This is a genomic window from Anaerococcus octavius, assembly GCF_900445265.1.
Classification (GTDB): Bacteria; Bacillota; Clostridia; order Tissierellales; family Peptoniphilaceae; genus Anaerococcus; species Anaerococcus octavius.
Genome location: NZ_UFTA01000002.1, coordinates 465189 through 491435 on the forward strand (window position 1 = coordinate 465189; position 26247 = coordinate 491435).

At 30.1% G+C, this 26247-nt stretch carries 27 protein-coding genes, 1 tRNA gene and 1 other RNA gene; 25 read left to right on the forward strand and 4 right to left on the reverse strand.

The genetic code is table 11. From position 1 onward, the window contains the following. The first annotated feature begins 4 nt into the window (after positions 1–4). From tpiA to DY249_RS02395, 6 genes are all read left to right on the forward strand, one after another. Positions 5–757, forward strand: coding sequence for a triose-phosphate isomerase (gene tpiA / locus DY249_RS02370; RefSeq protein ID WP_115595055.1), 753 nt, complete (start codon positions 5–7; stop codon positions 755–757). A gap of 24 nt (positions 758–781) precedes the next feature. Continuing rightward, positions 782–2089 carry a phosphopyruvate hydratase gene (gene eno, locus DY249_RS02375; protein ID WP_101539948.1) on the forward strand — a complete coding sequence of 436 codons (1308 nt, stop codon included), beginning with the start codon at positions 782–784 and terminating at the stop codon, positions 2087–2089. Between the two features lie 146 nt (positions 2090–2235). Next, positions 2236–2463 (forward strand): preprotein translocase subunit SecG, encoded by a 228-nt coding sequence (secG, locus tag DY249_RS02380; protein ID WP_101539949.1) that lies wholly within the window; start codon positions 2236–2238, stop codon positions 2461–2463. 58 nt (positions 2464–2521) lie between these two features. After that, positions 2522–4663: a ribonuclease R gene (gene rnr, locus DY249_RS02385; RefSeq protein ID WP_115595056.1), complete on the forward strand. Its 2142-nt coding sequence runs from the start codon at positions 2522–2524 to the stop codon at positions 4661–4663. Continuing rightward, entirely contained in the window at positions 4626–5069 is a 444-nt protein-coding gene (gene smpB / locus DY249_RS02390; RefSeq protein WP_115595057.1) for an SsrA-binding protein SmpB, read from the forward strand. The genes rnr and smpB overlap by 38 nt, the downstream gene beginning before the upstream one ends. Positions 5070–5171: 102 nt before the next feature. Beyond that, positions 5172–5645: a hypothetical protein gene (locus DY249_RS02395; RefSeq protein WP_115595058.1), complete on the forward strand. Its 474-nt coding sequence runs from the start codon at positions 5172–5174 to the stop codon at positions 5643–5645. Positions 5646–5670: 25 nt separating this feature from the next. Here the strand turns inward: DY249_RS02395 and DY249_RS02400 are convergent, their stop codons facing one another. Then, positions 5671–5958, reverse strand: a complete 288-nt coding sequence (locus DY249_RS02400) for a cupin domain-containing protein (protein ID WP_115595059.1) — start codon at positions 5956–5958, stop codon at positions 5671–5673. 78 nt (positions 5959–6036) lie between these two features. On the opposite strand from DY249_RS02400, the gene DY249_RS02405 reads away from it, so the two are divergent. From DY249_RS02405 to DY249_RS02495, 19 genes are all read left to right on the forward strand, one after another. After that, positions 6037–6573, forward strand: coding sequence for a thermonuclease family protein (locus DY249_RS02405; protein WP_115595060.1), 537 nt, complete (start codon positions 6037–6039; stop codon positions 6571–6573). 11 nt (positions 6574–6584) lie between these two features. Beyond that, positions 6585–7535 carry a CRISPR-associated endonuclease Cas3'' gene (locus DY249_RS02410; RefSeq protein WP_115595061.1) on the forward strand — a complete coding sequence of 317 codons (951 nt, stop codon included), beginning with the start codon at positions 6585–6587 and terminating at the stop codon, positions 7533–7535. A 289-nt stretch (positions 7536–7824) separates the two neighbouring features. After that, the gene (locus DY249_RS02415) at positions 7825–8526 is read left to right on the forward strand and encodes an ABC transporter ATP-binding protein (protein ID WP_101539963.1); all 702 of its coding nucleotides are present in this window, start codon (positions 7825–7827) and stop codon (positions 8524–8526) included. 4 nt (positions 8527–8530) lie between these two features. Continuing rightward, complete coding sequence (locus tag DY249_RS02420) at positions 8531–11953, forward strand: FtsX-like permease family protein (protein ID WP_115595062.1); 3423 nt, start codon at positions 8531–8533, stop codon at positions 11951–11953. A 17-nt stretch (positions 11954–11970) separates the two neighbouring features. Next, positions 11971–12537, forward strand: coding sequence for a histidine phosphatase family protein (locus DY249_RS02425; protein ID WP_101539965.1), 567 nt, complete (start codon positions 11971–11973; stop codon positions 12535–12537). An 81-nt stretch (positions 12538–12618) separates the two neighbouring features. Continuing rightward, positions 12619–13188 (forward strand): histidine phosphatase family protein, encoded by a 570-nt coding sequence (locus DY249_RS02430; protein WP_101539966.1) that lies wholly within the window; start codon positions 12619–12621, stop codon positions 13186–13188. Further along, complete coding sequence (locus tag DY249_RS02435; protein ID WP_115595063.1) at positions 13185–14195, forward strand: metallophosphoesterase family protein; 1011 nt, start codon at positions 13185–13187, stop codon at positions 14193–14195. The genes DY249_RS02430 and DY249_RS02435 overlap by 4 nt, the downstream gene beginning before the upstream one ends. Continuing rightward, the gene (locus DY249_RS02440) at positions 14192–16021 is read left to right on the forward strand and encodes an ATP-binding protein (RefSeq protein ID WP_115595064.1); all 1830 of its coding nucleotides are present in this window, start codon (positions 14192–14194) and stop codon (positions 16019–16021) included. Before DY249_RS02435 ends, DY249_RS02440 begins: the two co-directional genes overlap by 4 nt. Continuing rightward, the gene (locus tag DY249_RS02445) at positions 16018–16695 is read left to right on the forward strand and encodes a metallophosphoesterase (protein WP_115595065.1); all 678 of its coding nucleotides are present in this window, start codon (positions 16018–16020) and stop codon (positions 16693–16695) included. The genes DY249_RS02440 and DY249_RS02445 overlap by 4 nt, the downstream gene beginning before the upstream one ends. Then, entirely contained in the window at positions 16696–17226 is a 531-nt protein-coding gene (locus tag DY249_RS02450) for a class IV adenylate cyclase (protein WP_115595066.1), read from the forward strand. 57 nt (positions 17227–17283) lie between these two features. Continuing rightward, positions 17284–18210 (forward strand): aspartate carbamoyltransferase, encoded by a 927-nt coding sequence (pyrB, locus tag DY249_RS02455; RefSeq protein WP_115595067.1) that lies wholly within the window; start codon positions 17284–17286, stop codon positions 18208–18210. Beyond that, positions 18203–18631, forward strand: coding sequence for an aspartate carbamoyltransferase regulatory subunit (locus DY249_RS02460; protein WP_101539972.1), 429 nt, complete (start codon positions 18203–18205; stop codon positions 18629–18631). Before pyrB ends, DY249_RS02460 begins: the two co-directional genes overlap by 8 nt. Beyond that, positions 18631–19821 (forward strand): dihydroorotase, encoded by a 1191-nt coding sequence (locus tag DY249_RS02465; RefSeq protein WP_115595068.1) that lies wholly within the window; start codon positions 18631–18633, stop codon positions 19819–19821. Before DY249_RS02460 ends, DY249_RS02465 begins: the two co-directional genes overlap by 1 nt. Then, positions 19808–20671 carry an orotidine-5'-phosphate decarboxylase gene (gene pyrF, locus DY249_RS02470; RefSeq protein ID WP_101539974.1) on the forward strand — a complete coding sequence of 288 codons (864 nt, stop codon included), beginning with the start codon at positions 19808–19810 and terminating at the stop codon, positions 20669–20671. The genes DY249_RS02465 and pyrF overlap by 14 nt, the downstream gene beginning before the upstream one ends. Next, positions 20658–21383 (forward strand): dihydroorotate dehydrogenase electron transfer subunit, encoded by a 726-nt coding sequence (locus tag DY249_RS02475; RefSeq protein WP_115595069.1) that lies wholly within the window; start codon positions 20658–20660, stop codon positions 21381–21383. The genes pyrF and DY249_RS02475 overlap by 14 nt, the downstream gene beginning before the upstream one ends. Then, on the forward strand, positions 21380–22279 hold the full coding sequence (locus DY249_RS02480; RefSeq protein WP_101539976.1) for a dihydroorotate dehydrogenase: 900 nt from the start codon (positions 21380–21382) through the stop codon (positions 22277–22279). Before DY249_RS02475 ends, DY249_RS02480 begins: the two co-directional genes overlap by 4 nt. A gap of 8 nt (positions 22280–22287) precedes the next feature. Next, complete coding sequence (gene pyrE, locus DY249_RS02485; protein WP_115595070.1) at positions 22288–22866, forward strand: orotate phosphoribosyltransferase; 579 nt, start codon at positions 22288–22290, stop codon at positions 22864–22866. Between the two features lie 60 nt (positions 22867–22926). After that, the gene (locus DY249_RS02490) at positions 22927–23628 is read left to right on the forward strand and encodes a glucosaminidase domain-containing protein (protein ID WP_115595071.1); all 702 of its coding nucleotides are present in this window, start codon (positions 22927–22929) and stop codon (positions 23626–23628) included. Positions 23629–23661: 33 nt separating this feature from the next. Continuing rightward, positions 23662–25305 carry a GlgB N-terminal domain-containing protein gene (locus DY249_RS02495; RefSeq protein WP_101539979.1) on the forward strand — a complete coding sequence of 548 codons (1644 nt, stop codon included), beginning with the start codon at positions 23662–23664 and terminating at the stop codon, positions 25303–25305. 26 nt (positions 25306–25331) lie between these two features. Here the strand turns inward: DY249_RS02495 and cbpB are convergent, their stop codons facing one another. The 3 genes from cbpB to DY249_RS02510 form a co-directional block, all read right to left on the reverse strand. Next, positions 25332–25796, reverse strand: a complete 465-nt coding sequence (gene cbpB / locus DY249_RS02500) for a cyclic-di-AMP-binding protein CbpB (RefSeq protein WP_101539980.1) — start codon at positions 25794–25796, stop codon at positions 25332–25334. Between the two features lie 85 nt (positions 25797–25881). Beyond that, an RNA gene (gene ffs, locus DY249_RS02505) (signal recognition particle sRNA large type) lies at positions 25882–26149 on the reverse strand. Further along, a tRNA-Ser gene (locus tag DY249_RS02510) sits at positions 26149–26238 on the reverse strand. The genes ffs and DY249_RS02510 overlap by 1 nt, the downstream gene beginning before the upstream one ends. Between the last annotated feature and the right edge of the window lie 9 nt (positions 26239–26247).

A 26247-nucleotide genomic window follows, 5' to 3' on the forward strand; every position in this document is an offset into this window, starting at 1 on the left:
TATAATGCGTAAACCAGTAATAGTTGGAAACTGGAAAATGAATAAAACAGTATCAGAAGCTAAAGAATTACTAGAAGCTATAAAAAAGTCTGACCTAGATAGCGAAGTTGAAGCTGGAGTATGTGTTCCAGCAATAGATTTATGTGCTGCATCTAAAATTTTAGATGATGGTGTTGTTAAATTTGGTGGTCAAAATATGTATTTTGAAGAATCTGGAGCATTTACAGGAGAAATCTCACCACTAATGCTTAATGACATCAAAGCTGATTATGTAATCTTAGGTCACTCTGAACGTCGTGATATATTTGGCGAAGATGACAAATTAATTAATGAAAAAGTTCTATCAGCTTTTGACCATGACCTTACACCTATTTTATGCTGCGGAGAATCTTTAGAAGAACGTGAAGCAGATAAACAAGAAGAAAAAGTAAAAGCTCAAATTGAAGCCGCTCTAAAAGATGTAAGTGAAGATGACGTTAAAAAATTAATTATTGCTTACGAACCAATCTGGGCAATAGGTACTGGTAAAACAGCATCTAGCGATGATGCAGAAGCAATGTGTGCTTTCATTAGAAATCTTGTTGCAGAGCTTTATTCTAAGGAGGCATCAGAAGCAGTTCGCATCCAATACGGTGGATCTGTAAAACCAGCAAATGTAAAAGAATTAATGGCAAAAGAAAATATCGATGGTGCTTTAGTAGGTGGAGCAAGCCTTAAGGCAGAAGATTTTGCTGCTCTAGTAAATCATAGAAAATAGGAAATTTTATAAGGAGAATTAATAATGAGCTTAATTACAAGTGTATATGCAAGACAAATCCTTGACTCAAGAGGAAATCCAACAGTAGAAGTAGAAGTAGAAACAGAACTAGGTGGATACGGTCGTGCATCAGTACCATCTGGTGCATCAACTGGTGAATGGGAAGCAGTAGAACTTCGTGATGGAGATAAAGATTATTTCCTAGGAAAATCAGTTCTAAAAGCAGTAGAAAATGTAAATGAAAAAATTGCTGATGAATTAGTTTTAGTTTATGATGTTACAGAACAAGTAGCTATTGATAATAGAATGATTGAACTAGATGGTACAGAAAATAAAGGAAATCTAGGTGCAAATGCTATACTTGGAGTATCACTAGCAGTTGCAAAAGCAGCAGCAGATGAACTTGGACTTCCACTTTATGCTTACCTTGGTGGACCAAATGCAAAACTACTTCCAACACCAATGATGAATATCTTAAACGGTGGGGAACATGCTGATAACTCAGTAGACATCCAAGAATTTATGATTTTCCCACTAGGTGCAGATACATTCTCACATGCTCTACAAATGGGTACAGAAGTATTTCATAGCCTAAAATCAGTTCTAAAAGAAAAAGGATATAACACAGCTGTAGGTGATGAAGGTGGATTTGCTCCAAACTTAAAATCAAATGAAGAAGCCCTAGAAATCATTGTAGAAGCTATCAAAAAAGCAGGATATGAACCAGGCAAAGATGTATTTATAGCTATGGACTGTGCAAGTTCAGAATTCTATAATAAAGAAGATGGTAAATATCATCTAGAAGGTGAAGGAACAGTTTATACAGAAGAAGAAATGATTGACTGGCTAGAAAGTCTTGTAGAAAAATATCCAATAATCTCAATCGAAGATGGTCTAGATGAAAATGACTGGGAAGGTTGGGCAAAACTTACAGAAAGACTTGGTGGAAAAGTTCAACTTGTAGGTGATGACCTATTTGTAACAAATACCAAAAAACTTTCAAAAGGTATCAAAGAAAATGTTGCAAACTCTATCCTTGTAAAAGTAAATCAAATTGGTTCATTAACAGAAACACTAAATGCTATACAAATGGCAAAAGAAGCAGGATACACAGCAGTAGTTTCTCATAGATCAGGTGAAACAGAAGATGTTACAATAGCAGATCTTGTAGTAGCAGTAAATGCTGGACAAATCAAAACAGGTGCACCATCTAGAACAGACCGTGTTGCAAAATACAACCAATTATTAAGAATCGAAGATGAACTTTGGGAAAGTGCAGAATTTAAAGGATTAGGTGCATTTTACAACCTAAAAGATAGATTTAATGACTAATAATAAATAAAAGTGGGGAAGTATTTCCCTGCTTTTTTATTTATATAAATATTGGGTATTATAATATTAGCTTAATCTATAAACAAAAATTGCGTTGTGGCCCTTCCTGTGGTATCATATAGAGTGATGAAAACGGAGGTGTCTAGATGGAAAATTTCTTTGCAGTTATATTAATGCTTGCATCGCTAATTATTGTAGTTGGTGTTACTATGCAAGATCCAAAAACTGACGGACTAGGAACACTAGCTGGCCAAGAAACAAACGTATTTGGTAGAAGTGCTCATAGAACTAAAAATGAAATGTTAGATAAAGTTGTAATTGCTGGAGGAGTATTACTTTTCTTAGGAAGTATCATAATGCTAGCAGTTATGTAAGGGGCTACAGATAGACTTTAAGCTATCTAGCCTCTTTTTTTATAGAAAAGGATAAGATATGAATCTAAAAGAACTAATTTTAAACATAGTAAATGATGAAAACTATGAAGTGATGACAATTAAAGAACTAGAAAAATATTTGCAAGTAGATAAGTACACCAAAAAAGTAGTTTATGAAGAACTAAAAAATCTTGAAAAAGAAAATAAACTACGCATCTCCCATAAAAAGAAAATTATGCCCCTAAGTGAGGAAGAAAAGTCGTTAATAGGTGAAATTTCCCTTGCCCAAGCTGGCTATGGTTTTTTTATTTCAGATAATAAAGATTTTAAAGATGTTTTTATTTCGAAAGACAATCTAAATAAAGCCTTTGATGGAGACAAGGTAAAAATTGAAATAATAAAAGCTGCTGAAAAAGGAAAAAATGCTGAAGGACGAGTTGTCGAAATCATCAAAAGAGCCAATAAAAAAGTTGTAGGTACTTTTCAAGAATCAAAAGGTTTTGGATTTGTCGTAGCTGATAATAAGTCAATTGGTCAAGATATATATATAGATAAGAAACTTTCTAAAAAAGCAAAAAATAAAGATAAGGTAGTTGCTGAGATAATTAATTATCCTAAAAAAGGCAAACCAGAAGGAAGAATTATTGACATTATTGGCCATAAAAATGACAAAAACGTAGATATTTATTCCTTGGCAGCCCAACACGGTATACCTTATCAGTTTTCTAAAGAAACAAAAAAAGAAGTCCTATATATAAATAAAGAAGTAAAAGAAGATGAACTAGAAAACCGTACGGACTTCAGAGATTTATTTACAGTTACTATAGATGGCAGAGATTCAAAAGACTTTGATGATGCTATATCAATTGATAAAAATGGTGAAAATTACGATTTATATGTTCACATAGCTGATGTTTCTCATTATGTAAAAAGAGGAACAGCTATAGACCATGATGCCTATGATAGGGGAAATTCAACTTATTTATATAATGTAGTTATTCCCATGCTACCAAAAGAGCTATCAAATGGTATCTGCTCGCTGAATCCAAACGTAGATAGGCTTGCAGTATCTTTAAAAATGACTATTAATAAAAAAGGTAAAATAATTGCCAATGACTTTTACAAATCAGTTATAAATTCAAATCATAGGCTAGTCTATGACGATGTAAATAAATTTATAGATGATAGTGATAGCTCAGTTTATGAGGATGAAATATTAAAAGAAAAATTATTAATATTCAATGATCTACATAAAATTCTACGAGCAAAAAGAGAAGATAGGGGAGCTATAGATTTTGATTTTACAGAAAGTCAAATAGATGTTACCGATGATGGAAAAGTATTAAATATATCTGTTCATGAGCGTGGATCAGGAAATAAAATGATAGAAGAATTTATGCTTGCTGCCAATGAGACAGTAGCAACTTTATTTGGATATATGGATTTTCCATTTATATATCGTATCCACGAAAAACCTTCTAAAGATAAACTAGATGGTTTTAAACAAGCTTTAAATACTATGGGCTACAATATCCGAGGAAATGAACTACATCCAAAAGATTTCCAAAGAATTTTAGAAGAAGTAGAAGGTGAAAGCGAAGCAAATGTAGTAAATTTACTAATGCTACGTACTATGCAAAAGGCAAAATACAGTAAAAAACGTGATATACACTTTGGTTTATCCACTGAATTCTATACACATTTTACAAGTCCTATTCGTAGATATCCAGACCTTATAGTTCACAGACTATTAAAAACATATATAGATAATAGGTTGAATAAACTAAATCAAGTAAGCCTAGAAAATAGCTTAGAAAAATCTAGTGAACATCTATCAATGACAGAAAGACGCTCAGAAGATACAGAACGCGATGTAGAAGATCTGATGAAATGTAAATATATGCGTAGGTTTATAGGAGAAGAATTTACTGGTACAATATCTTCTGTGACAGATTTTGGTATATTTGTAGAATTAGATAATACTGTAGAAGGATTATTTATGTACAAATTTTCACCAGATAGATTTGAATACCAAGAAGAAAGCCTAAAAGCAGTAAATACAGACAATCACAAGATTTATTCTATAGGTGATGAAGTGAGAATAAAAGTAATAAATGTCGATATTTATAGTAGAAATATTGACTTCGATTTATTGGAGGAAAATGAAACAGTTAGCCAACAACAAGAAAGCCTTTCATGATTACTTCATAGAAAAAAAATATGAAGCAGGCATAGAATTACAAGGCAGTGAGGTAAAAAGTATTAAACAAGGAAAAGTAAGCATAAAAGAAAGTTTTATAGGTGATAGAAACGGACAAATGTATATCTATGGTATGCATGTCACACCATTTAAAGAAGCTTATGATCAAAAAATAGATCCAACTAGAACCCGTAAATTATTATTGCACAAAAAAGAAATAGATACCCTAATTGGCAAAAAAACTAAAGATGGCTATACCATAGTCCCACTTAGTGTATACGAAAAAAACGGACTAGTAAAAATAGAACTGGCCCTAGCCAAGGGTAAGAAGCAATATGATAAGCGAGAAACAATTAAAAGAAGAGAAGCAGATCGTAAAATTGATAGAGCTTTAAAAAATTATTAAGTTATTCCGTGTTTACGGGTTCAGCTCATATATATGGTCGATTTTATTTTTTAATATAATAAAAAAGGTATAATAGCCAAAGATAAAAATCAGGAGGCTAATATGAAAAAAATATTACCGGTAATTTTAGCGGCTGTTCTTATAATAGGATTTATAGATTATAGAGAAAAAAACAAGCCTAAAAACATTGAAAACAACGATCAGCAAATAGAAAATCGATTGGATCAAGATACAAGTAATAATATAAGTGAAAATAATATTCAAAATAACAATATTGAAAATCAAACAGCAAATGTAGACAATAATGATATAGATACTGGCATAGAATATGTAAAAAATAATGACTTTAATCAGCTTAGTGACGATGAAAAAGCAAATCTTTACACTATGGCTACAAATGCCATAGAAGAAATGGGCTATGATACTAGTGACTTTAGCTACGAAGATTTAAATTATCTTTATAATGCTTGTCAAAACTACATGATAGAAAACAATGTAGATACTAATTCACTTTCTGTAAGGGACCAAGCCAAACTATACAATATATTAAGATCCTATCTAAAAAATAAAAACTAAAAACCAGGGGAGATGTCCTCTGGTTTTATTTTAAATCTGACTTTATAACCATAAGCTTGCTATCTTCTAAAGCTTTTAGACTATGACTAAGATTTGGCTTTAGAGTTATAATATCACCAGCTTTTATTGTATAATCTTTATTTTCTTCAGTAAAAATAATTTCACCTTCATATATAACGACAACAACTGACATATCACTATTATGACTAGGGATACTCTCACCAGCTTTTAAATTTAGATGGGTAACTACTTGATTATCACTTTCATAAATATTATGTGCCTTTGCACTAGTATCCTTTACTGAATATTTCATAAAACCTCCTAAAACATTCTTGCTTACATTTTACCAAAACTTTCGCTATAATCTATATATAAGATTAAGGAGAATAGTATGAAAAGAAAAAATAATAAAATATCCAATATTATTGGCATTATCATAATACTTACTGCGGTACTAGCAAACAATAACTTTTTTGCTAAAGTAGATCCTAACTACCAAACAGGAAAAGTAATAAGAGTTGTAGATGGAGATACAGCAGTAATTAGAATGAAGAATGAAAACCAAAAAGTTAGATTTATAGGAATGGATACACCAGAATATAATCCAATAAGAAATATATCCGATCCATGGGGAAAAGAAGCCAGTGAATTTACAAAAAATTTATTAGAAAACAAAATAGTATACTTAGAAAAAGATGTATCAGAAACTGACAAATATAATAGATTATTAAGATATATTTGGTTAGAACCACCACAAGATCCGGGTAATCCCACATATGAAGAAATAGAAAATCTAATGATTAATGGAATACTAGTGAGAGATGGTTATGCAAGAGCAAAAACATACAAACCAGATACAAAATATCAATATGAATTAAAAGAAATCGAGAAAAGTGCAAAAAATAAAAAACTTGCTATATGGAGCTAAGGAGAATATAAATGGAATCTTATAAAAATTTGTGGGCAAAAAAACAAGAAACTAATGGAAATTTTGAATGGATGCCCCTATATATTCATCTTTCTGATAGTAAAAATGTATCAGCAATGTTGTGGGAACATTGGCTGAGTGATTCACAAAAAAATATAGTTATAAACTCTATAGAAAATGGAGATGAATTCCTTGCAAAAAATCTTGTAATGTTTTTAGGAGCTAGCCATGATTTAGGAAAAGCCACTCCAGCCTTTCAAATAAAAAAAGGATTTGCAAACTCAGATGATTTAGATATGATTTTAAAAGAAAAATTAGAACAAGCAGATTTTTTTGAAATATCATATACTCATCTTTCTTCAATAAATAAATCTCATCATAGCCTTGCAAGTGAATATCTATTATATAAATATGGTGTAAAAGAAGATATAGGAGCAATTGTAGGTGCTCATCATGGGAAACCTGTTGACACATTCACTATAATTAAAAATCAAGCTGCTTATGAAGCAAATTATTATCAAGAAGAAAAAAATACAAATCCAATATATAAAAAGTGGGAGCAAGTGCAGAAAGATATTTTTGACTGGGCCCTACAAGCAAGTGGCTTTAAAAGTGTTAGTGATCTACCAGAAATAAATCAAGTTGGTCAAGTAATATTAACTGGGCTTTTAATTATGGCAGATTGGATAGCAAGTAATACAAAATATTTTCCCCTATTTTCTATATATGATAGCATAGACTGTAATCTAGAAAAACGTGCTGAAGAAGGATTTACAAAATGGTTTAAAACTGAGCTTTGGCAAGCAGATTATAACTTTGATTATAAAGAAAGCTTTAATAAAAGATTTGGTTTTTATCCAAACAAACACCAAGAAAGATTTATAGAAACAATTTTGGATATAAATGATCCGGGTATTTTTATATTTGAAGCACCTATGTTTATCCCGCATACGCGGGGGTGATTCCAATAATTTAGGAACAACTAAAGTAGTACCAATTGAAAACATTTGTTCTGATGTAAAACGAACTATTAGCCTTACTAAGCTTATCGAAGATTAAGATATAGATGGCGTTATTTCTACTATAAATAAAATAAAAACTTCAAAATACGCACAAAGATTTGTAATAAACTTTGATTGGTTTTTAGATGAAAAGAATTTTTTGAAAGTGAGAAATAGCTAATATCTTCTATGATTTTAAATATTTTAGTAGGTATAATCTTTATAAAACAATAGCTTAGAAAGGTTAGTAATGGCATATATAGAAATTAGTAATTTAACAAAAGAATATAAATCTGGTAGTTCTAGAATAGTTGCCAATGATGATATAAGCTTTGACTTAGAACGCAGCAGATTATTAGTAATAGTAGGTGCTTCGGGTGCTGGAAAAACTACTCTTTTAAATATATTAGGTGGCATGGAACAAGCTAGCAGCGGAGAAGTTTTAATTGATAAAAAAGATCTTAGCAAATTAGATGAAAATGATCTTACGACGTATAGGCGCAATGATGTTGGATTTGTTTTCCAACATTATAACCTTATACCAAATCTAACTGCCCTAGAAAACGTAGAACTTGCATCAGAAATATCTACTAATCCTCTAGATTCTACAGAGGTTTTAGAAAATGTAGGGCTAAGTAATAGAGCAGAAAATTTTCCCTCACAGCTATCAGGTGGAGAGCAGCAAAGGGTTGCTATTGCAAGAGCTTTGGCTAAAAATCCCAAGATTTTATTATGTGATGAGCCAACAGGAGCTCTAGATTATGAGAATGGCAAACATATCTTAAAACTTCTTCAAGATGCATCAAGAAAACTGGGAGCTACTGTAATAATTATAACTCATAATTCACTTATAAAGCCTATGGCTGATCAGGTTATAGAACTTAAAGATGGAAAAGTGATTGAAAATTATAAAAATATAAATCCAACGCCAGTAGCAGATATAGAGTGGTGATTTTGTGAATAAAAGTTATTTGAAAAATATTTTAAGAGATATAAGAAATACCAAAGGCAAGGTAATCGCCATAGCTACAATGGTAGGACTAGCTGCTATGGTTGTCGTAGCTCTAACTATGACAGGTGCTACTATGAGAAATACCCTAGATAATTCTTTGCATACTTATGATCATCCAGATATAATTGTTAGCTCTAGCTATGGATTAGATTATGAAGATAAAGAAATTTTAAAAAGAGATACAGATATCGATAAAATAAGTTTTATAAAGAGTGCAGATCTGCTAAATAATGAAAACCTTATAAGAGTCAAGGCCTATAATAAAGATATTACAAAATCTGTAATTACAAAAGGTCATATGCCAAAAAACAAAAATGAAATAGTTTTAGATAAAATTTTAGAGGATAAGTACAAAATAGGAGATAAAATAAGTTTTTCATATATAGATAATCCTAAATTTGATGAAGAAGTAATGAATAATCTGGACTATGAAGTAGTGGGATTTTTCAAAACATCTGATTATTTTATGGAAGATATGAGAGAGCTTTCCTATACTGCAAAAAAAGAACTAAATGGCTATGCTTATGTTTTAGACGAAAATTTTGACTTAGACTCATACGGTGAAGTAAATATTATCTATAAAGATACTAAAAATCTTGATAAAACTAGTAAATCTTATAAAAAAATTGTAGAGGATAAAAAAGAAAATATAGAAGAAAAAATATCAAATAGACCACAAGAAGTTCTAAAAAAGGCAAAGACAGACGCAAATAAAGACCTTGATAATGCCCAAGACGAAATAAATGAAGCTAAGGATGATTTAAGTGAGGGAGAAAAGGAACTTGAAAAAGCAAGAAATAATCTAGATAAAGGATATATAGATTATGAAAACGGTAAAAAAACTTATAATTATGAAATTTCTAAAGCTAAAATAGATTTAGCAAATACTAAAAATGAGCTAACTACTGGTCAAAACAAAGTTGATAAAGGTTGGCAAGAATATAGAACAAATCTTGATAAATATAATATTGAAATGAAGCAAGGACAAAATGAATTAAATTCCAAAGAAAATGAATTATCTGCTAGTCAAAAAGAATTAGATAAGGCTCAAAATAATTTAAATGTAGCTTATAAGAAATTAGAAGATGAATTTCTAGATCCCAGAACTGAGCTTTCATTAGAAAAAATAAAATTGGATGAAAGTAAAAAGGTACTTGATCAAAAAAGTGAGCAAATATCATATTTGGAAAATAAAACAGATCAGATAGATACTTCCAGATTAGAAATAATGAAAAAAGAATTTGACCAATACCTATCACAATATCAATCTAGCTTAGCAGAATACAATAAAAAAAATGGCCAAATAGAATACCAATATAACTTGAAAAAGTCAGAAATTGATCAAAAACAAACTAAGATAAATAATAAAAAAGCCGAACTAAATCAAGGATGGATAAGCTTTAATCAAGGAAAAAGTCAGATGGAAGATCAAAAAAATAATAATTGGTCTAAGCTAGAGTCAGCAAAAAATGAACTTAAACAAAAACAAGAAGAAATTAACCAAGGATGGGCTAAATATGATGCTGGATTAAAAGAATTAGAAAATAAGAAAGTATCCGGCAAAAAAGAATTGGAAGAATCATATAGTAAACTTTTAGATGGTGAAGAAGAATACAAAAAAAATCTTCAAAAATTTGACGATCAAAAAGCTGATGGTCTTGATCAAATAAATAAAGGAGAAAATGAGGTAGAAGAAAATAGGCAAGCTTTACTAAAATTAAAAAGTCCAGAATATGAAATAGAAACTATATTTGATAATAAAGGTATAAATACTTATTATCAAAATAGCTTGAATATAGATGAACTTACTAAGGTTTTTCCTACATTTTTCTATCTTGTGGCAATGCTTGTCACTATATCTACTATGAAAAGATATATAGATGAGCAAAGAAATATAAATGCTACTTTAAAAGCATTAGGGTATACTAATAAGCAAATCAGCCAAAGATTTTACCTTTATGGTATAATTCCTACACTCTTAGGCTCTATAATTGGCTCGCTACTTGGTAGATTTTTGGTAACTGGCATTATAATTAATGCCTATTCATCAGGCTTTGGAAGTTTGGGTATTGATTATATAAATTCGCTAGCTTATATAAATTTTGCAGTTATTTTATCTGTAAGTCTTGTGGCACTTACAGTACATTTATCATCAAAAGAGACTGTAAAAGAAACTCCAGCAGCTTTACTAAGACCAAAGGCACCACAAGTTGGTAAAAAAATCCTATTAGAACGTATAAAAGTAGTTTGGTCAAAACTTTCATTTATGCAAAAAATTACGGCTAGAAACCTATTTAGATACAAGTCTAGGATGTTGATGACCTTATTTGGAGTAGGTGGATGCACTGCTCTAACATTCTTTGGGTTTGCAATGATTGACTCTATAAAAGATACTGTAAATTGGCAGCAAAATGATATAAATCACTATGATATAATTGCTATGGTAGATGATAAATCTAGCCATGAAGAGTTAAAAAATTACAAGGATAGAATAAAAGACTACGATTCTTTAGATATTAGATATGATGATTCCAAAATATCCATTAACGGAAAAGATCGAAAAGTAAGTCTTGTAATCCCAAAATCAAATGATAACTTAAATAATTTTGTAAGCCTTAGGAATCTTGATAGAGAATCTATCAATATAGCAAATGAAAAGGCAGTTATAAGCGAAAAAGCATCCAATCTTCTAGGTATAGATAAGGGTGATGAAATAAAATTTACTTATGACAATAAAAATTACACTATCCCGATTACAAATATAGCAGAAAATTATACAGGAGATTTTATCTATATCTCCAAACAGAGCTTTGAAAAAGTCACTGGCAAAGATCCAATATTTAATGCTAATTACTTAAAAGGTGATGCTAACAAGATTATAAAAAATATAGAAAATGAAAAGGCAGTAAATGCTATAATAAATACTTCAATAACATATGCATCTATGGATGTCTTGCTTGATAATTTAAATCTAGTAATAGGAATAATAACAATCATATCAATATTACTTGCCCTAGTTGTTTTATATAATCTGATAAATATAAATGTTAGTGAGAGAAAAAGAGAGCTTGCGACTATAAAAGTACTAGGTTTTTATCCAAAAGAAGTAACGTCATATATATTTAAAGAGATATTTATACTAACAATTTTGGGTATATTTGTAGGTTTTGGTTTAGGATACGCTATGTTTAGGTATATAATATATGTAGTGGCACCATCCGATATTTTATTATCCTACAGGGTACACTTTAATTCATTTTTATTTAGTGGATTGATAACACTGGCAATATCAGTTGTATTACTATTCATAGTTCACAAGAATTTGAGAAAGATAGATATGGCTGAGGCTATGAGCAGTGGAGAATAATTTATAAGGAGTTTTTAATGAAAATATTTTTAGTAAGACATGGATTTACCCAATCAAATAGAGCAAGAACTGAGTCATTTGAAGATACAAAGACGAATAAAAGTGGCTTTAACGTTTTGGTTAATACTAGAAGAACTCTTGAAAAATATAATATAGATAGGGTTTACACATCAGAATTAAAAGATGCTACACAAACTGCACAAATGCTAGGATTCCATGATTATGAGTCAGATCCTAGATTAAATGAACTAGATTTTGGTGACTATAGTGGACAACTTCTTGAAGAAATACAAGATCATTACCAAGGTGTATTAGATGATGAGGATGATATTTTTAATGTAAAATATCCAGGCGAAGAAAGCCGTAACGATCTTATAAAAAGAGTTGGAGAATTTTTAGACGAATTAGTAGAAAAAGACGAGGACGCTCTTTGCATCAGCCACGGTTTAGCTATAAAATCTGCCTTATTTTGGATATTAAAAGATAGATCAGACTGGGATAGCTTCTGGATAGAAAATGGTTCAGTAACTATACTAGAAATCAATGATGGTAAAAGATTAATCAAAGGTGTAAACATTATTTAGGATTATAACTCAAACAAGGTCTTAGGGCCTTGTTTTTTTATTGCATACATATAAGATATAATAGTATTAAAGGAGATAATTATGAGAATTATTTTAGTAAGACATGGTTTAAGTGAAGCAAATATTTCAAGATTTTATTCCTTAGAAGATACTGTACTCCATGAAAGTGGATATAGTGTTTTAAATAATACAAAAAGAAATCTAGAAAAATATGATATAGATCAAGTTTATGTTTCCGAGCTAAAAAGAAGCCAGCAAACAGCAGAAATATTAGGTTTTAATGACTATATAATAGATAAACGTATAAATGAATTAGACTTTGGTGATTTTAAAGGCAAGTTCTTTGATGATATAAAAAAAGAAGAGATAGATTTTTTTGAAAGACAAAAAGAAGACTTATTTAATATCAAATACCCTGCTGGTGAATCTATAAATGATGTTATAAAAAGAACTAGTGAATTTTTTGAAGAAAAATCAAAAGAAGATAAAAATATCCTATGTGTAAGTCATGGTATAGCCATAAAATCATCCTTATTTTGGTTACTAGAAGATAAAGAAAACTGGCAGAGATTTTGGCTGGAAAATGGTTCTATAACTGTTTTTAGAATAGAGGATGATGAAAAGATCATAGAAAGCGTAAACTTACTATGAAATTTATACACCTAGCAGATGCTCACCTTGCAGATAAGTCTAGTTTTGACAATGATTTGGGGACTATTATTAGGAAAAAATCATGGGAATCTTTTGAAAATATTTTTAAAAGCAATCAAGATATAGACTTTGCCCTAATTGCAGGTGATTTATTTGAAAGGCTATATTTTTCATCCAAGGATTTTGATAGACTATTTAAAATATTTGAAGAATTTGGAAAAGATATTTATTATGTAACAGGTAACCACGATTATTTTGATTCCTATAATACATTTTTTTTAAATAACAAGCCAAACAATCTCCATGTATTTACAGAAGAAAATTTGTCACTTTTTGAAAAAGATAATGTGAGAGTATATGGTTTATCCTACAAGGATCGTATTTATAAAGATGATTTTCCATATGATTTAAAGCTTGATGACAGATATTTTAATATTTTACTGGCACACGCAGACCTTAGTCCAAATTCAAGCAATTATTTAGATTTAGATCCAAATAAATTAAATTACATAGGATTTGATTATGTTGCTTTGGGTCATATCCACAAGGCATCAAATATCTATAACATTTATTATCCAGCTAGTATTGAACCTCATGATTTTTCTGATAAATATGATTATGGTTATATTTATTATGATGATGGGGAAATAAATCAAATAGACTCATCATTGATGAAATTTATAGATCTAGATATCTATCCTAGTACGTTTGATTCCTATGATGATATTTTAGCTTATGTAAATGAATCCTTATCTAATAAAATAAATTTTGTTAGGATAAATATCAAAGAAAAGTCTGACATAAATCTTTCTATCTTAAATAAAAAAATAAGTGCTGCTTATGTAGAAATAAAGAAAGATTATAACGAAAATATAAGTGAATCTACTTACCTATACCCAAATTCATTACTAAGCAAGTTTGATCAAAAATTTGAAGGAAAAAATGATGACATTAGTAACTTAGCCCGTCAAATAGGCATAGATGCTATATTAAGGAGCAAAAGATGACTGTGTTACTTAAAAAAATCAATATAATTTCCTTTGGTCAATTTGAAAATACTAGCATAAACTTTGAAGATGGCTTTAATCTTATTTTTGGTAAAAATGAATCGGGAAAATCTACTATTGCAAGTTTTATTGAAGGAATTTTGTATGGTTTTGATGATGGAAATCGTGTCCGTCATTTTAATAGAAAGCAGGAAATCTATAGACCTATAAATTCTTATAAGTATGCAGGTATGGCTATATTTAATAAAGATGGTATAGATTACAGGATTAGTCGCAATTTTGATAATGGTGAATATGAAATATATGATTTAAAAGATAATAAAATTATGGATGCTAAGGCTAGTAATCTAAATTTTCCAGGTGAGTTTATATTAGGTATTTCATATGATATTTATAAAAGTATTATTTCAAACTATCAAAGCCAAGAATCTAGCGAAAAAGCCAAGGCAAAAATTATAGAGCTACTTATAAATCGTGATGACTACAATTTTTCCTCTAGTGATGCCATAAATATATTAGATAATAAGCTAGTAGAAATAGGCTCAGACCGTGCTTATACTAAACCCTATGCAAAAACAAAGGCTGAAATAGATGATATTTCAAGGGAAATTTTAGATTTAAAAACTCTTCGCAATCAAACAAATAGAGACTTTGAAAAACTATATAAGAATCGTGATCAATTAGCTAAAAAAAGTAAAAAAGTAAAAGAATTAAAAAAATCTCGTGATGCTTACAGAGGAAATGTCGCTTACAAAAATTTAGAAGATGAAATAAAGTATAAGAACCAACTAAATTTTATCGAAAGTGAATTAAAAAAATATGAGGATATAACTAGCATAAAATATAAAAAAGATACAGATTTATTGGATAAAACAGAGGATTTGTCTGATAAAAACTTATTAAAGCATTACATTATATACATTTGTGGATCACTTTTACTTATTTTAATATGGAAATATTTTAAGCAAAATTATCTTTTAGCAATAGCTATTATTTTGCCAATCATAATGATTGCTATTGACAAAAAAGATAGTAAAGTTTCAGATGATCATGATAAAAAGTATAATGATGAGAGATATATCAAATATTTAAGCTTAGTTAAAGAAAGAGAAAAGATTGAAGAGGTTTTAAGAGTTTTAGAAAACCAAGATAAAACTAAGGATAGATCAAATATAAAAGAAATTCAAAATTTAGATATAAAAGAAACTGAAGAAAAAATAAGAAAACTGGAAATTGATCTAGAAGATTTAAATAAAACAAATATAAATTTAGAAAGAAAACTAGCTAGCTCAGAAGAGAAGCTAAATCACGAAGTAGATCTAGTAGATAGGCTAAATATATTAGAGCAAAATCTAATAGCTATGGAAGAAGAAATTCAAGCTATAAAATTAGCCAAAGATACTATAGCTGAGATTAGAAAAGATATTACAGAAAACAATGCTAATTTTGATAGGGAAATATCTGATCTAATTGCAACTATTACCAAGGATAAATATAAAAAAGTTAGCTATGATACAAATTTAAATCCAAGCATTATTAATAGTAATGGGGAGTCTATCAGTATCGATAAGCTTTCGACTGGTTTTTACGATCAGCTTAACTTTGCCCTTAAATTTTTGATAAATGAGAATAAACTAGATAATTTTATTATTTTCGATGATGCCTTTATAAATTATGACTTAGATAGGCTAAGACTGGCCCTATTTTTCCTTTTAGATTTGGCAAACGATAGGCAAATTATTTATATGACTTGCCATAATAGGGAAGAAGAAGTCTTAAAAAGTGAAGCTATCGATTTTAATATGATTGATTTGGAGGAAATATGATATATGCCCTAGCTGACTTACATCTTGATTATACTAATGAAAAAAGCATGGAAGTCTTCGGTTCAAATTGGGAAAATTACCAAGAGCGTATATATAATAATTGGGATAAGATTGTTGGCCCAGATGATACAGTACTAATTCCAGGAGATATATCCTGGGCTATGGACCTAGAGAATGCTTTTGTTGATCTAAAAAAAATAGATGAACTAAATGGAAAAAAAATTTTAATGAAAGGAAACCATGATTATTGGTGGTCTTCTTTAAATAAAATAAATAATTTAGGTTTAGAATCTATGTCATTTTTACAAAATAATTCATTTACAGTAGAAGGATATGATATTTGTGGTACTCGAGGATGGATACCAAGAGATCATAAAGAATTTAGCGACCATGATGAGAAAGTTTTCTCCAGGGAGCTAATGAGATTAAAAAACTCTATAAAGGCAAGTGGAGATAATAAAAAAATAGTTATGCTCCATTATCCTCCAATAAATCAGGATAAGAGTTTAAATGAATTTTATGATATATGCTTAAATAATAATGTTGATTATCTCGTCTACGGTCATTTACACGGATATGGTCATAATCTTATCCAAGAGGGTAATATAGGTGACATTAATATAAGATGTGTAGCAGGTGATTATATAGATTTTACACCAGTAAGGATACGATAAATGCAAAGAGAAATAGAAGTAAAAGTTTTAAATATAAATCCAGATGAAATTGAAGAAAAATTGATAAACTTAGGCGCAGAAAAAATTAGCCATGAATTTCAAAAAAATTATACCTTTATACCTAAGGATGGAAAATTTAAAAATGGCTATCTAAGAATACGCGAAACAGAATATGATGATAAAAGTAAAACACTTGAACTTACTTTCAAACGTGTAGAAAGTGACACAGATTTTCGAGTAAACGACGAATATACAGTAAATATTGACTCTGTTTCTATGATGATAAAAATTCTAGATGAACTTGATATTGACCTTGAATATGAGGGCAAAAAAGAAAGAGTTTCTTATATTTATAAGGAACAAAGATTTGATATAGATATTTGGGATAAGAATACTTACCCAGATCCATATATGGAAATAGAGTTTACTAATAAGAATAAAATGGATGAAGTAATTAATGACCTTGATATTGATAAAAACAATATTACAACTGCATCCATTTCTGAACTAAGAGCAAAACTTAATAATTAATACTTGACTAAAAATAACTTTTCGTGTAATATCTTTAAGAACCAAAGGAGGGTGAAAATGATAAGTATAAAAAATTTATTGACTTCAGAAGAATTGTACAAAGAAGATATTGATGAAATAGTTAATTTGGCAAATGATATTATAAAGAGTCCACTAGATTTTTCTCATATATGTGATGGAAAAATTTTAGGGACTCTTTTTTTTGAGCCTTCAACTAGGACAAGATTATCATTTGAATCAGCAATGATTAGGCTAGGAGGATCTGTAGTTGGTTTTTCAGATGCAAATGTATCTTCATCAACAAAAGGAGAAAGTTTACAAGATACAGTTAGAACAGTTAGCCAATATGCAGATATAATTGCTATGCGTCACCCACAAGAAGGTGCGGCAAAACTAGCCTCACTTACTGCTGACTGTCCAATAATAAATGCAGGAGATGGTGGTCATCAACATCCAACACAAACTTTAACAGACGTGTTAACTATTAGCCAATATAAAGGAACGCTAGAAAATCATACTATTGGTTTAGTAGGAGATTTAAAATATGGACGTACTGTTCACTCATTATTAAAAGTTATGAATTTATTTGATAATAATAACTTTATACTAATAGCACCAGAAGAATTAAAGCTACCTACATATGTAAAAGAAGATGTGTTTAAAGATAAGCACAATTACATCGAAACAACCAACCTAGATGAAGCTATGGACAAGGTAGATATTTTGTATATGACTCGTATTCAAAAAGAAAGATTTTTCTCAATGAGCCAATATACCAGATTAAAAGACTCCTACATTTTAGATAAGTCAAAACTAAAAAAAGCTAGAGAAGATATGATTATCATGCACCCACTACCAAGGGTAAACGAAATATCAACAGATGTAGATAAAGATCCTAGAGCTGTTTACTTTAACCAAGTAAAATATGGTATGTATGTAAGAATGGCTCTTATCATGAAATTATTGGAGGCAAATAATGCTTGAGATTACAAGTTTAAAAAATGGAATAGTAATTGACCACGTAAAAGCTGGAAATGGTATAAAAATATTTGAACTATTAGGACTTGCTGAACTAGATGAGCAAGTAGCATTGATTCTAAATGCCGAATCTACAAATATGGGCAGAAAAGATATTATAAAAGTAGAAAATCACCAAGATTTAAACCTAGATATAGTTTCAATAATAGATCCAAAAGCTACTGTAAATATCATAGAAAATGAAAAAGTTGTAGAAAAAAAGGACCTAGAATTGCCAGAAGTAGTAGAAAATGTCCTTACCTGCCAAAATCCAAAATGTATCTCTACTTCAGAAAGATCTGTTGTTTCTAAGTTTATATTAATAGATCCTGAAGAGAAAAAGTATAAATGTGCTTACTGCGATCACATTTATGATGTGGAAGAATAATGAAGCAAGTATTTAAAAACTGCTATGCCTTTGATGATGTAAAAATTTCAAAAGAAGTTATCTATGTAGAAGATGGAATTATTGTAGATGATTTTGATGAAAGTGAAGCTGATGAAATAATAGACTGTAAAAATCTAGCTTTACTTCCATCTTTTGTAGATATGCATGTGCATTTTCGTGATCCAGGTTTTACTTATAAGGAAGATTTAGAAACAGGATCTCATTCGGCTCTTGCAGGTGGCTATACTTCAGTACTTTTAATGGGAAACACAAATCCAACTGTATCTAGTCCAGAAATTTATAATGACATTATAAAGCGTGGTAAAGACCTAGATTTAATTGATATTGAGCAAGTATATACAATTACAAAAAATTTTGATGGTAAAACTTTAGACCACCTAGAATCTATGCCAGAATCTGTAAAATATATTTCGGATGATGGCCATGGAGTAAATGATGATATGGTTATGTATAAGGCTATGCAAAAGGCCAAAAATTTAAATGTGACTATGACCTTGCATGAGGAAGTAGCAGAAGTTTCAGATTTTGATTACGAAATTGCAGAAGATGCTATGACTATAAGAGATTGCTATTATGCTTATAAGTTAAATTGCCCAGTGCATTTTTCCCATGTATCTACCAAAGGTGCAATCACTGCTATAAAATATTTTAAAGACTTAGGTGCGCCAATTACATGTGAAGTAACACCTCATCACTTATTGCTAGCTGATAAGGGACGTGAAGAAGTTAAAGTAAATCCTCCTATAAGAAGTAAAGAGGATAGAAAAACTTTAATAGAAATGATTAAAAATGGCACAGTAGATGCCATATCCACAGATCATGCACCTCATAGTAAAGAAGATAAGGCAAATGGATCGCCTGGTTTTATAGGTATAGAAACAGCATTTTCTACTTGCTATGAAGTTTTAGTAAGATCTGGGGAGATTTCCTTAAATGATCTTGTAAGAATAATGTCAACAAACCCTGCAAGACTTTTAGGGTTAAATAAGGGAAAAATCGAAGTGGGTTTTGAAGCTGACTTTACTTTAATCGACCTAGATGAATCTTATATCTACAAAGAAGAAGATATAAAATCAAAATCTAAAAATTCGCTTTTAATAGGACAAGAACTTTATGGGAAAGTGAAAAAAGTTTATAAGAAAGGTGTTTTAAAATATGCAGATAATTGATCGTTTGTATAAGGAGGTAGAAAAAAAGGGCTTTGTATGTGTAGGTCTTGATACTTCCCTTGATTACATACCAGAAAAAAATAAGAAAGGTAAGAGTATCCATGATTCTATCTTTGATTTTAATAAAGAAATTATAGATGCTACTTACGATATAACAGCTATCTATAAACTCCAAATAGCCTACTACGAGTCCTACGGTATAGAGGGAATGCTTGCTTATAGGGATACCCTAGCTTATCTTAGAGAAAAAGATTTATTATCCATAGGTGATATCAAAAGATCAGATATAGCAGCATCTGCCAAACAATATGCAAAAGCTCATTTTGAAGGTGATTTTGAAACGGACTTTATCACCTTAAACCCTTATATGGGCATGGACTCCATAGAACCTTATAAAGAATACTTAGAAAGTGGACAAAAAGCAATTTTTGTTTTGCTTAGAACAAGCAATCCAGGAGCAAATGACTTTGAAGTTTTAAAAGCAGATAATGAAGAATTATTTTATAAGGTTGGAGATAAACTCAATAAATTAAATGAAAAATATATAGGCAATTGTGGCTACGGTCCAGTGGGTCTAGTGGTTGGAGCTACCCATACCAAAGAAGTAGAAGAAATTAGAAAAAGATATGATAAAAATTTCTTTTTAATACCAGGTTTTGGTGCTCAAGGAGCAGATAGTCTCAATGTTTATAAGCTTTTAAAAGACAATAACGGTGGAGTAGTAAATAACTCCCGTAAAGTTTTAAAAGCATATATGGATCATGATGATGGAGAATATAATATAGGTAAATATGCTAGAGAAGCTGTTTTAAAAACTAGAGAGGACATTCTAAAAAATGAAGGTCTATAAAAATGGTGTGATTGTTGAAAATATCGAAATAGCTCCTAGTATTTGGAAAATGAAAGTAGATATAGATTTAAAAGCAAATCCTGGTCAATTCTTTATGTTTAGGACAGAAAGCTTTAGAAATGAGCCGCTATTATCCCGTCCCTTTGGGGTGTGTGAGCAAAATGAAAATGAACTCACATTTTTGTATCAAGTTGTAGGATCTGGAACTGAAATAATGGCAGACCTTACCCCAGGACACAAGGTAAAACTATTAGGGCCTTTAGGAAATGGCTTTGATATTTCAAAAGCTGATGGCAAAAAAGTAGCAGTTGTAGCTGGTGGTATAGGTATAGCTCCACTTTTAGATTTGTGTAAAAAATTACCAGAAAAAGCAGATTTTTATGCGGGATTTACCTACGATCCATACTTTGTAGATGAATTTAAAGCTTATGTAAATTCTATTACAACAACTTCTTTTAAAAACGATAAGAAGTTTATCACAGAAGATTTAAATCCAGATGACTATGACATTATCTATGCTTGCGGTCCAAATGGACTTTTAAAAGCAATCCATGAAAAAAATAACAAAGCAGATATAGAAGTATCTATGGAAGCACATATGGCTTGTGGAATTGGAGCTTGCCTAGGTTGTACAATTCCAAGTGCTGATGGAGAGTTCTTAAGAGTTTGTAAAGACGGTCCAGTTTTTGATGCAAGGGAGGTTTTTAAATGAATATAGGAGTAGATATTTGCGGAGTTCACTTTAAAAACCCAGTTATTGCAGCCAGTGGTACTTTTGGCTTTGGCAAAGAATTTGCAGATTATATAGACTTAGATAAGCTAGGTGGTATTTGTTCTAAAGGCCTTACCTTAAATAAAAACTTGGGCAATAGTGGAATTAGGATTTATGAAACCGCATCAGGAATAATGAACTCAATAGGATTACAAAATCCTGGTATAGAATATTTCGTAAATGAAGAACTTCCATTTTTACTTAGCAAAGATACAGTAACTATTGCAAATCTTGGAGGCCATTCAGTAGAAGATTATGTAGAAGGTGCAATCATCCTAGATAAAACTGATGTGCCTATGATAGAACTAAATATTTCCTGCCCAAATGTAAAAGAAGGTGGTATGGCCTTTGGTACAGATCCTAACAAAGAAAGTGAAGTTATTAGTAAAGTAAAAAATGTCACTAATAAACCATTAATAGTAAAACTTTCGCCAAATGTAGGCTCTATACCCCAATTTGCAAAAGTTGCAGAAGATAATGGGGCAGATGCAATTTCACTTGTAAATACCTTTAACGCTATGGCAATTGATATAAATACAAAAGCGCCAGTTTTTGTAAATAAAACTGCAGGACTATCAGGTCCAGCTATAAAACCAATTGCTTTAAGAATGGTTTATGAAGCAGCTCACGCTGTTGATATTCCAATTATTGGTATGGGCGGGATAATGGATTACAAGGATGCCCTAGAATTTATTATGGCAGGGGCAACTGCAATTCAAGTAGGAACTGCCAATTTTGTAGACTACAATACTATGATTGATGTGGCAGATGGTATAGAAAAATATTTAAAAGACAATAATATAGAAGATATAAATGAAATCACAGGAATTATTTAGGAGATAATATGGATAAGACAATAGAATTATTAAAAAAATCAGATGCGCTATTAGAAGGTCACTTTTTACTTTCTAGCGGCAAACACTCTGATAGATATATTCAGTGTGCAAAATTAATCCAACACCCAGAATACTGTAAGGAAGTATCTGAAATAATTGCAGAAAAATTAAAAGAAAATAACATAGATGTAGATTTATGTGTAGGCCCTGCTATGGGAGGAGTTATAATCTCTTATGAAGTAGCAAAAGCCTTAGGAGTAGATGCAATATTTACCGAAAGAGTGGATAATGAAATGACTTTACGACGTGGTTTTGAAATTCCAAAGGGAACAAAAGTTATAATTGTAGAAGATGTTATCACAACAGGGAAATCTTCTTTTGAAACAGTAGACGTCATAAGATCCTGCGGAGCAGAAGTTGTAGCTCTAACTTCTATTGTAAATAGATCAAATAAAGAGGAAATAAATGGATTACCAGTTATATCAGCAACAAAAATAGATGTAAAAACCTATGATGCAGATGATTTACCAGAGCATTTAAAAAATACAGAAGCTATTAAACCAGGTTCAAGAAAAATAATACAATAAATTTGCTTTATTAAGTTTTAGCTAATATAATTTATAAAAAGTTAGGATTTAATAAAAAATATGAAAAACAAAACATCAAAAAAGGCGATTATATTTTTTGCCTTATCTATTATAATTTGTGCTGTAAGACCAGCATACGCAACAAAAGACAATACTAAAACAAACTTAATGAGTGGTATAAATAAAATAAATTACGAATCAAAATTACTAAAAAAATCACAAGCAGAAAAATATAAGAAGTTTGAAGAAGATTTAGATGAATTTTATGAAAAGGGATCTAGCAAAATTGATTCAGATAATATGTTTTATCTATTAAATACACCAGATTTTACAGCCGAAGAATTAGACAATGCCCTTGTAGGTACAGGACTTGCTGGTCTTGGTAAAGATTTTAAAAAAGCTGGTGATACTTATGGTATCAATCCACTTTTACTTATTGCTATGTCCAAACACGAAACTGGCAATGGTACAAGTGAGTTATTTTTAAATAAAAATAATCTTTTTGGATTTAATGCCTATGACTATGATCCATATAATGAAGCTAAAGATTTTAAAACGCCAGCAGATTCTATAAACACAGTAGCTAAGCACCTAAAAGAAAATTACCTTTCTACAGATGGTGCTTATTATAAGGGCATATCTACAGATGCAATAGGTATCAGCTATGCAACGGATCCAGATTGGTCAAAAAAAGTAAATTGGATGATGATAGAAGCAGCACGCTCTATGATAGATGAATTTAACAGCAAGGCAGGCATTTAACCTGTCTTTTTTACTAGATATAAAGAGGATTTTATGGATAGCAAATTATTTATAAAAGGAAAAGCAAGTGATGCTTACAATTTTTTTGGCAATCATTCTAAAGAAAAAGGATATATATTTAGAGTATTTGCAAAAGAAGCGGTAAAAGTCGAAATTATAGGAGATTTTAACGATTGGCAAGGGCAAAATTTGAGAAAATATAGCAGTGGAGTATTTTCTACTACTATAAAAAATGCCAGGGAAGATGATAGATACCAGTATATAATTACCAGTAAAAATGGTGTAAAAACTAAAAAAATAGATCCCTTTGCACAAAAAGTTTCCTTAGAAGAAAACTCCTCACTTGTAGGCGGTGATTCATATAAATTTAATAATAAAAAGACAAAAAAAACTCCAAATAATATCTACCAAGTACACCTAGGGTCGCTTTTAAAAGATAAAGAGTTTACTTTTGATAAGCTTATAGATCATTGTATAAAAAATAACTTTGACTATATTTCGTTTATGCCATTAACTGAATATAAAAATTATAAATCCTATGGCTATAAAACAAGCAATTTTTTAGCTTTTTCAACTAGATATAAAGATTCAAAAGAATTTAAGAACTTTGTTGATAAGGCTCATGCAAAAAATATTGGCATATTAGCAGAATTAGATTTATATGAATTTGATGAATCTTCTTACTTCTTAGAAAATTTTGATGGTACAAGTCTTTATAATTATGATTATGATGACATAAAATATAATTATTATGGAGCAATGAACTTTGATCCTAGCAAAAATTCTAGTAGATCATTTTTACTATCAGTAGTAAATTTTTGGCTAAAAGAATATAATCTAGATGGTATTGTTCTTGCAAATATTGAAAACGCAATCTATTGGCAAGGTCAAAAGGATAGGGGCATCAATAAAGAGTGGATAAGCTTGATAAGTAAAATAATAGAGATTATCCATAAAAATAAAGCCCTTGCTTTGGCAAGCTATAATGGTATATGTGATTTAGATTTCGATTTAGACTATATTTATGACTTAAGCTTTAGGCAAATACTAAGGATTATGCAAAAATCTCCTTTTGAAAGAAATAACTATAGGATAAATATTCAAAATTTAATCATAAATGACACTAGCAAAAAAATCTTAGGCTTTTCTTTTGTGGATTCTTTTTTAGATGAGGCAAGCTTAGCTATGAAAATTTATGGCAATGAAAAAATTAGTCAGCTAAAAACATTGATGACATTTTTATATAGCATCGATTCTTCAAAAATGATTTTTATGGGAGATGAGCTAGCTAGTTTTGATACTTTTTCAGTATTTGAAAAAACTACTTTAGACACGACTACTAATGAAAGTAAGGTATTTAATAAATATTTTAAAAACTTAACAAATTTATATAAGAATGAAAATGCCTTATCAAACAAAGATTCTTCAAGCAAACTTTTAGATTTGGAAGGTTATAGTATTTATGGATTTATTAGAGAGTGCAAAAATGATAAATTGCTAGTATTAATAAATTTCACAGATTTAGAATATAAAATAAAAAGTCCTTATAATTTAGAAGAATTAATTAATACAGAAGATTTGATTTATGATGGTAATGGAAATATAAATGGAAAAGTTAATAAAAATGATTTTATAAAAATAATGCCATTTGGATCAGCAATTTTTAGAATAAAATAGGATGAGCAAAAAACTCATCCTATTTTTTATTTTTCTGTTAAAGTATATTGATTTTCCAAGTTGTGGGCTATATTTGTAAATCTTTCAAGGATTATCTTTCTTGGTATAATACCTAAAAAATATCCATTCTTGTGGGTTACACATATGAAATTGTTATTTATAATTAATCTTAAAACATCTTCTAGATTGTAATTATCAAATAGTATTGGTACAACTTGATTCATCACTTGTTTTACTTTGAATTCAGCAAGTCTATCCTCATCGAAAATAGATAAATCGTCAGAATTTGTAACTATATTAGAAATGGAAATTAGACCTCTAACTCTATTATCTTTATCTAAAACTGGTATTGTTTGATATCCAGAAGATGATAGTACCAAGATAGCATGAACTAGAGAGTCTTCTTCGTAAACAATAGCTACATCACTTGCAGGAATCATTATATTTTCGGTAGGTTCTTTAAACATTTTTTCTATATTTTTACCAATCATATTTAGCTCCTTATTAAGATTATAAACTACCTTAAAATAAAAATAAAGTAAAAAAATACCTCGAGGCAAAACCTCGAGGTTATGTAAGCACACCCAGTTTTGAAATAAATTCTCACTAGAGTAACTATATAAACAAAGCTCGTGTTAGGTGACCTTACGGCACACAGAAAGATCTACTTAATGCTGCTACGTTCCCGTCCTGACATGGTTCATAGTTTTCTGTTGCGTAAGACCTAACAGTCAACACCCATTTATATAGGCTTTTAGTTAGAAAATATCCCTCTACTGGGAATTAAACCCTGCTATAGCGAATTGCAGGTTACAAGGCATCGCTAGTTCCCCGTCTAGTGCATGGCGGAGAGCATGGGATTTGAACCCATGATACATGAATATGTATACACGATTTCCAATCGTGCTCCTTCAACCACTCGGACAGCTCTCCATGCGATTA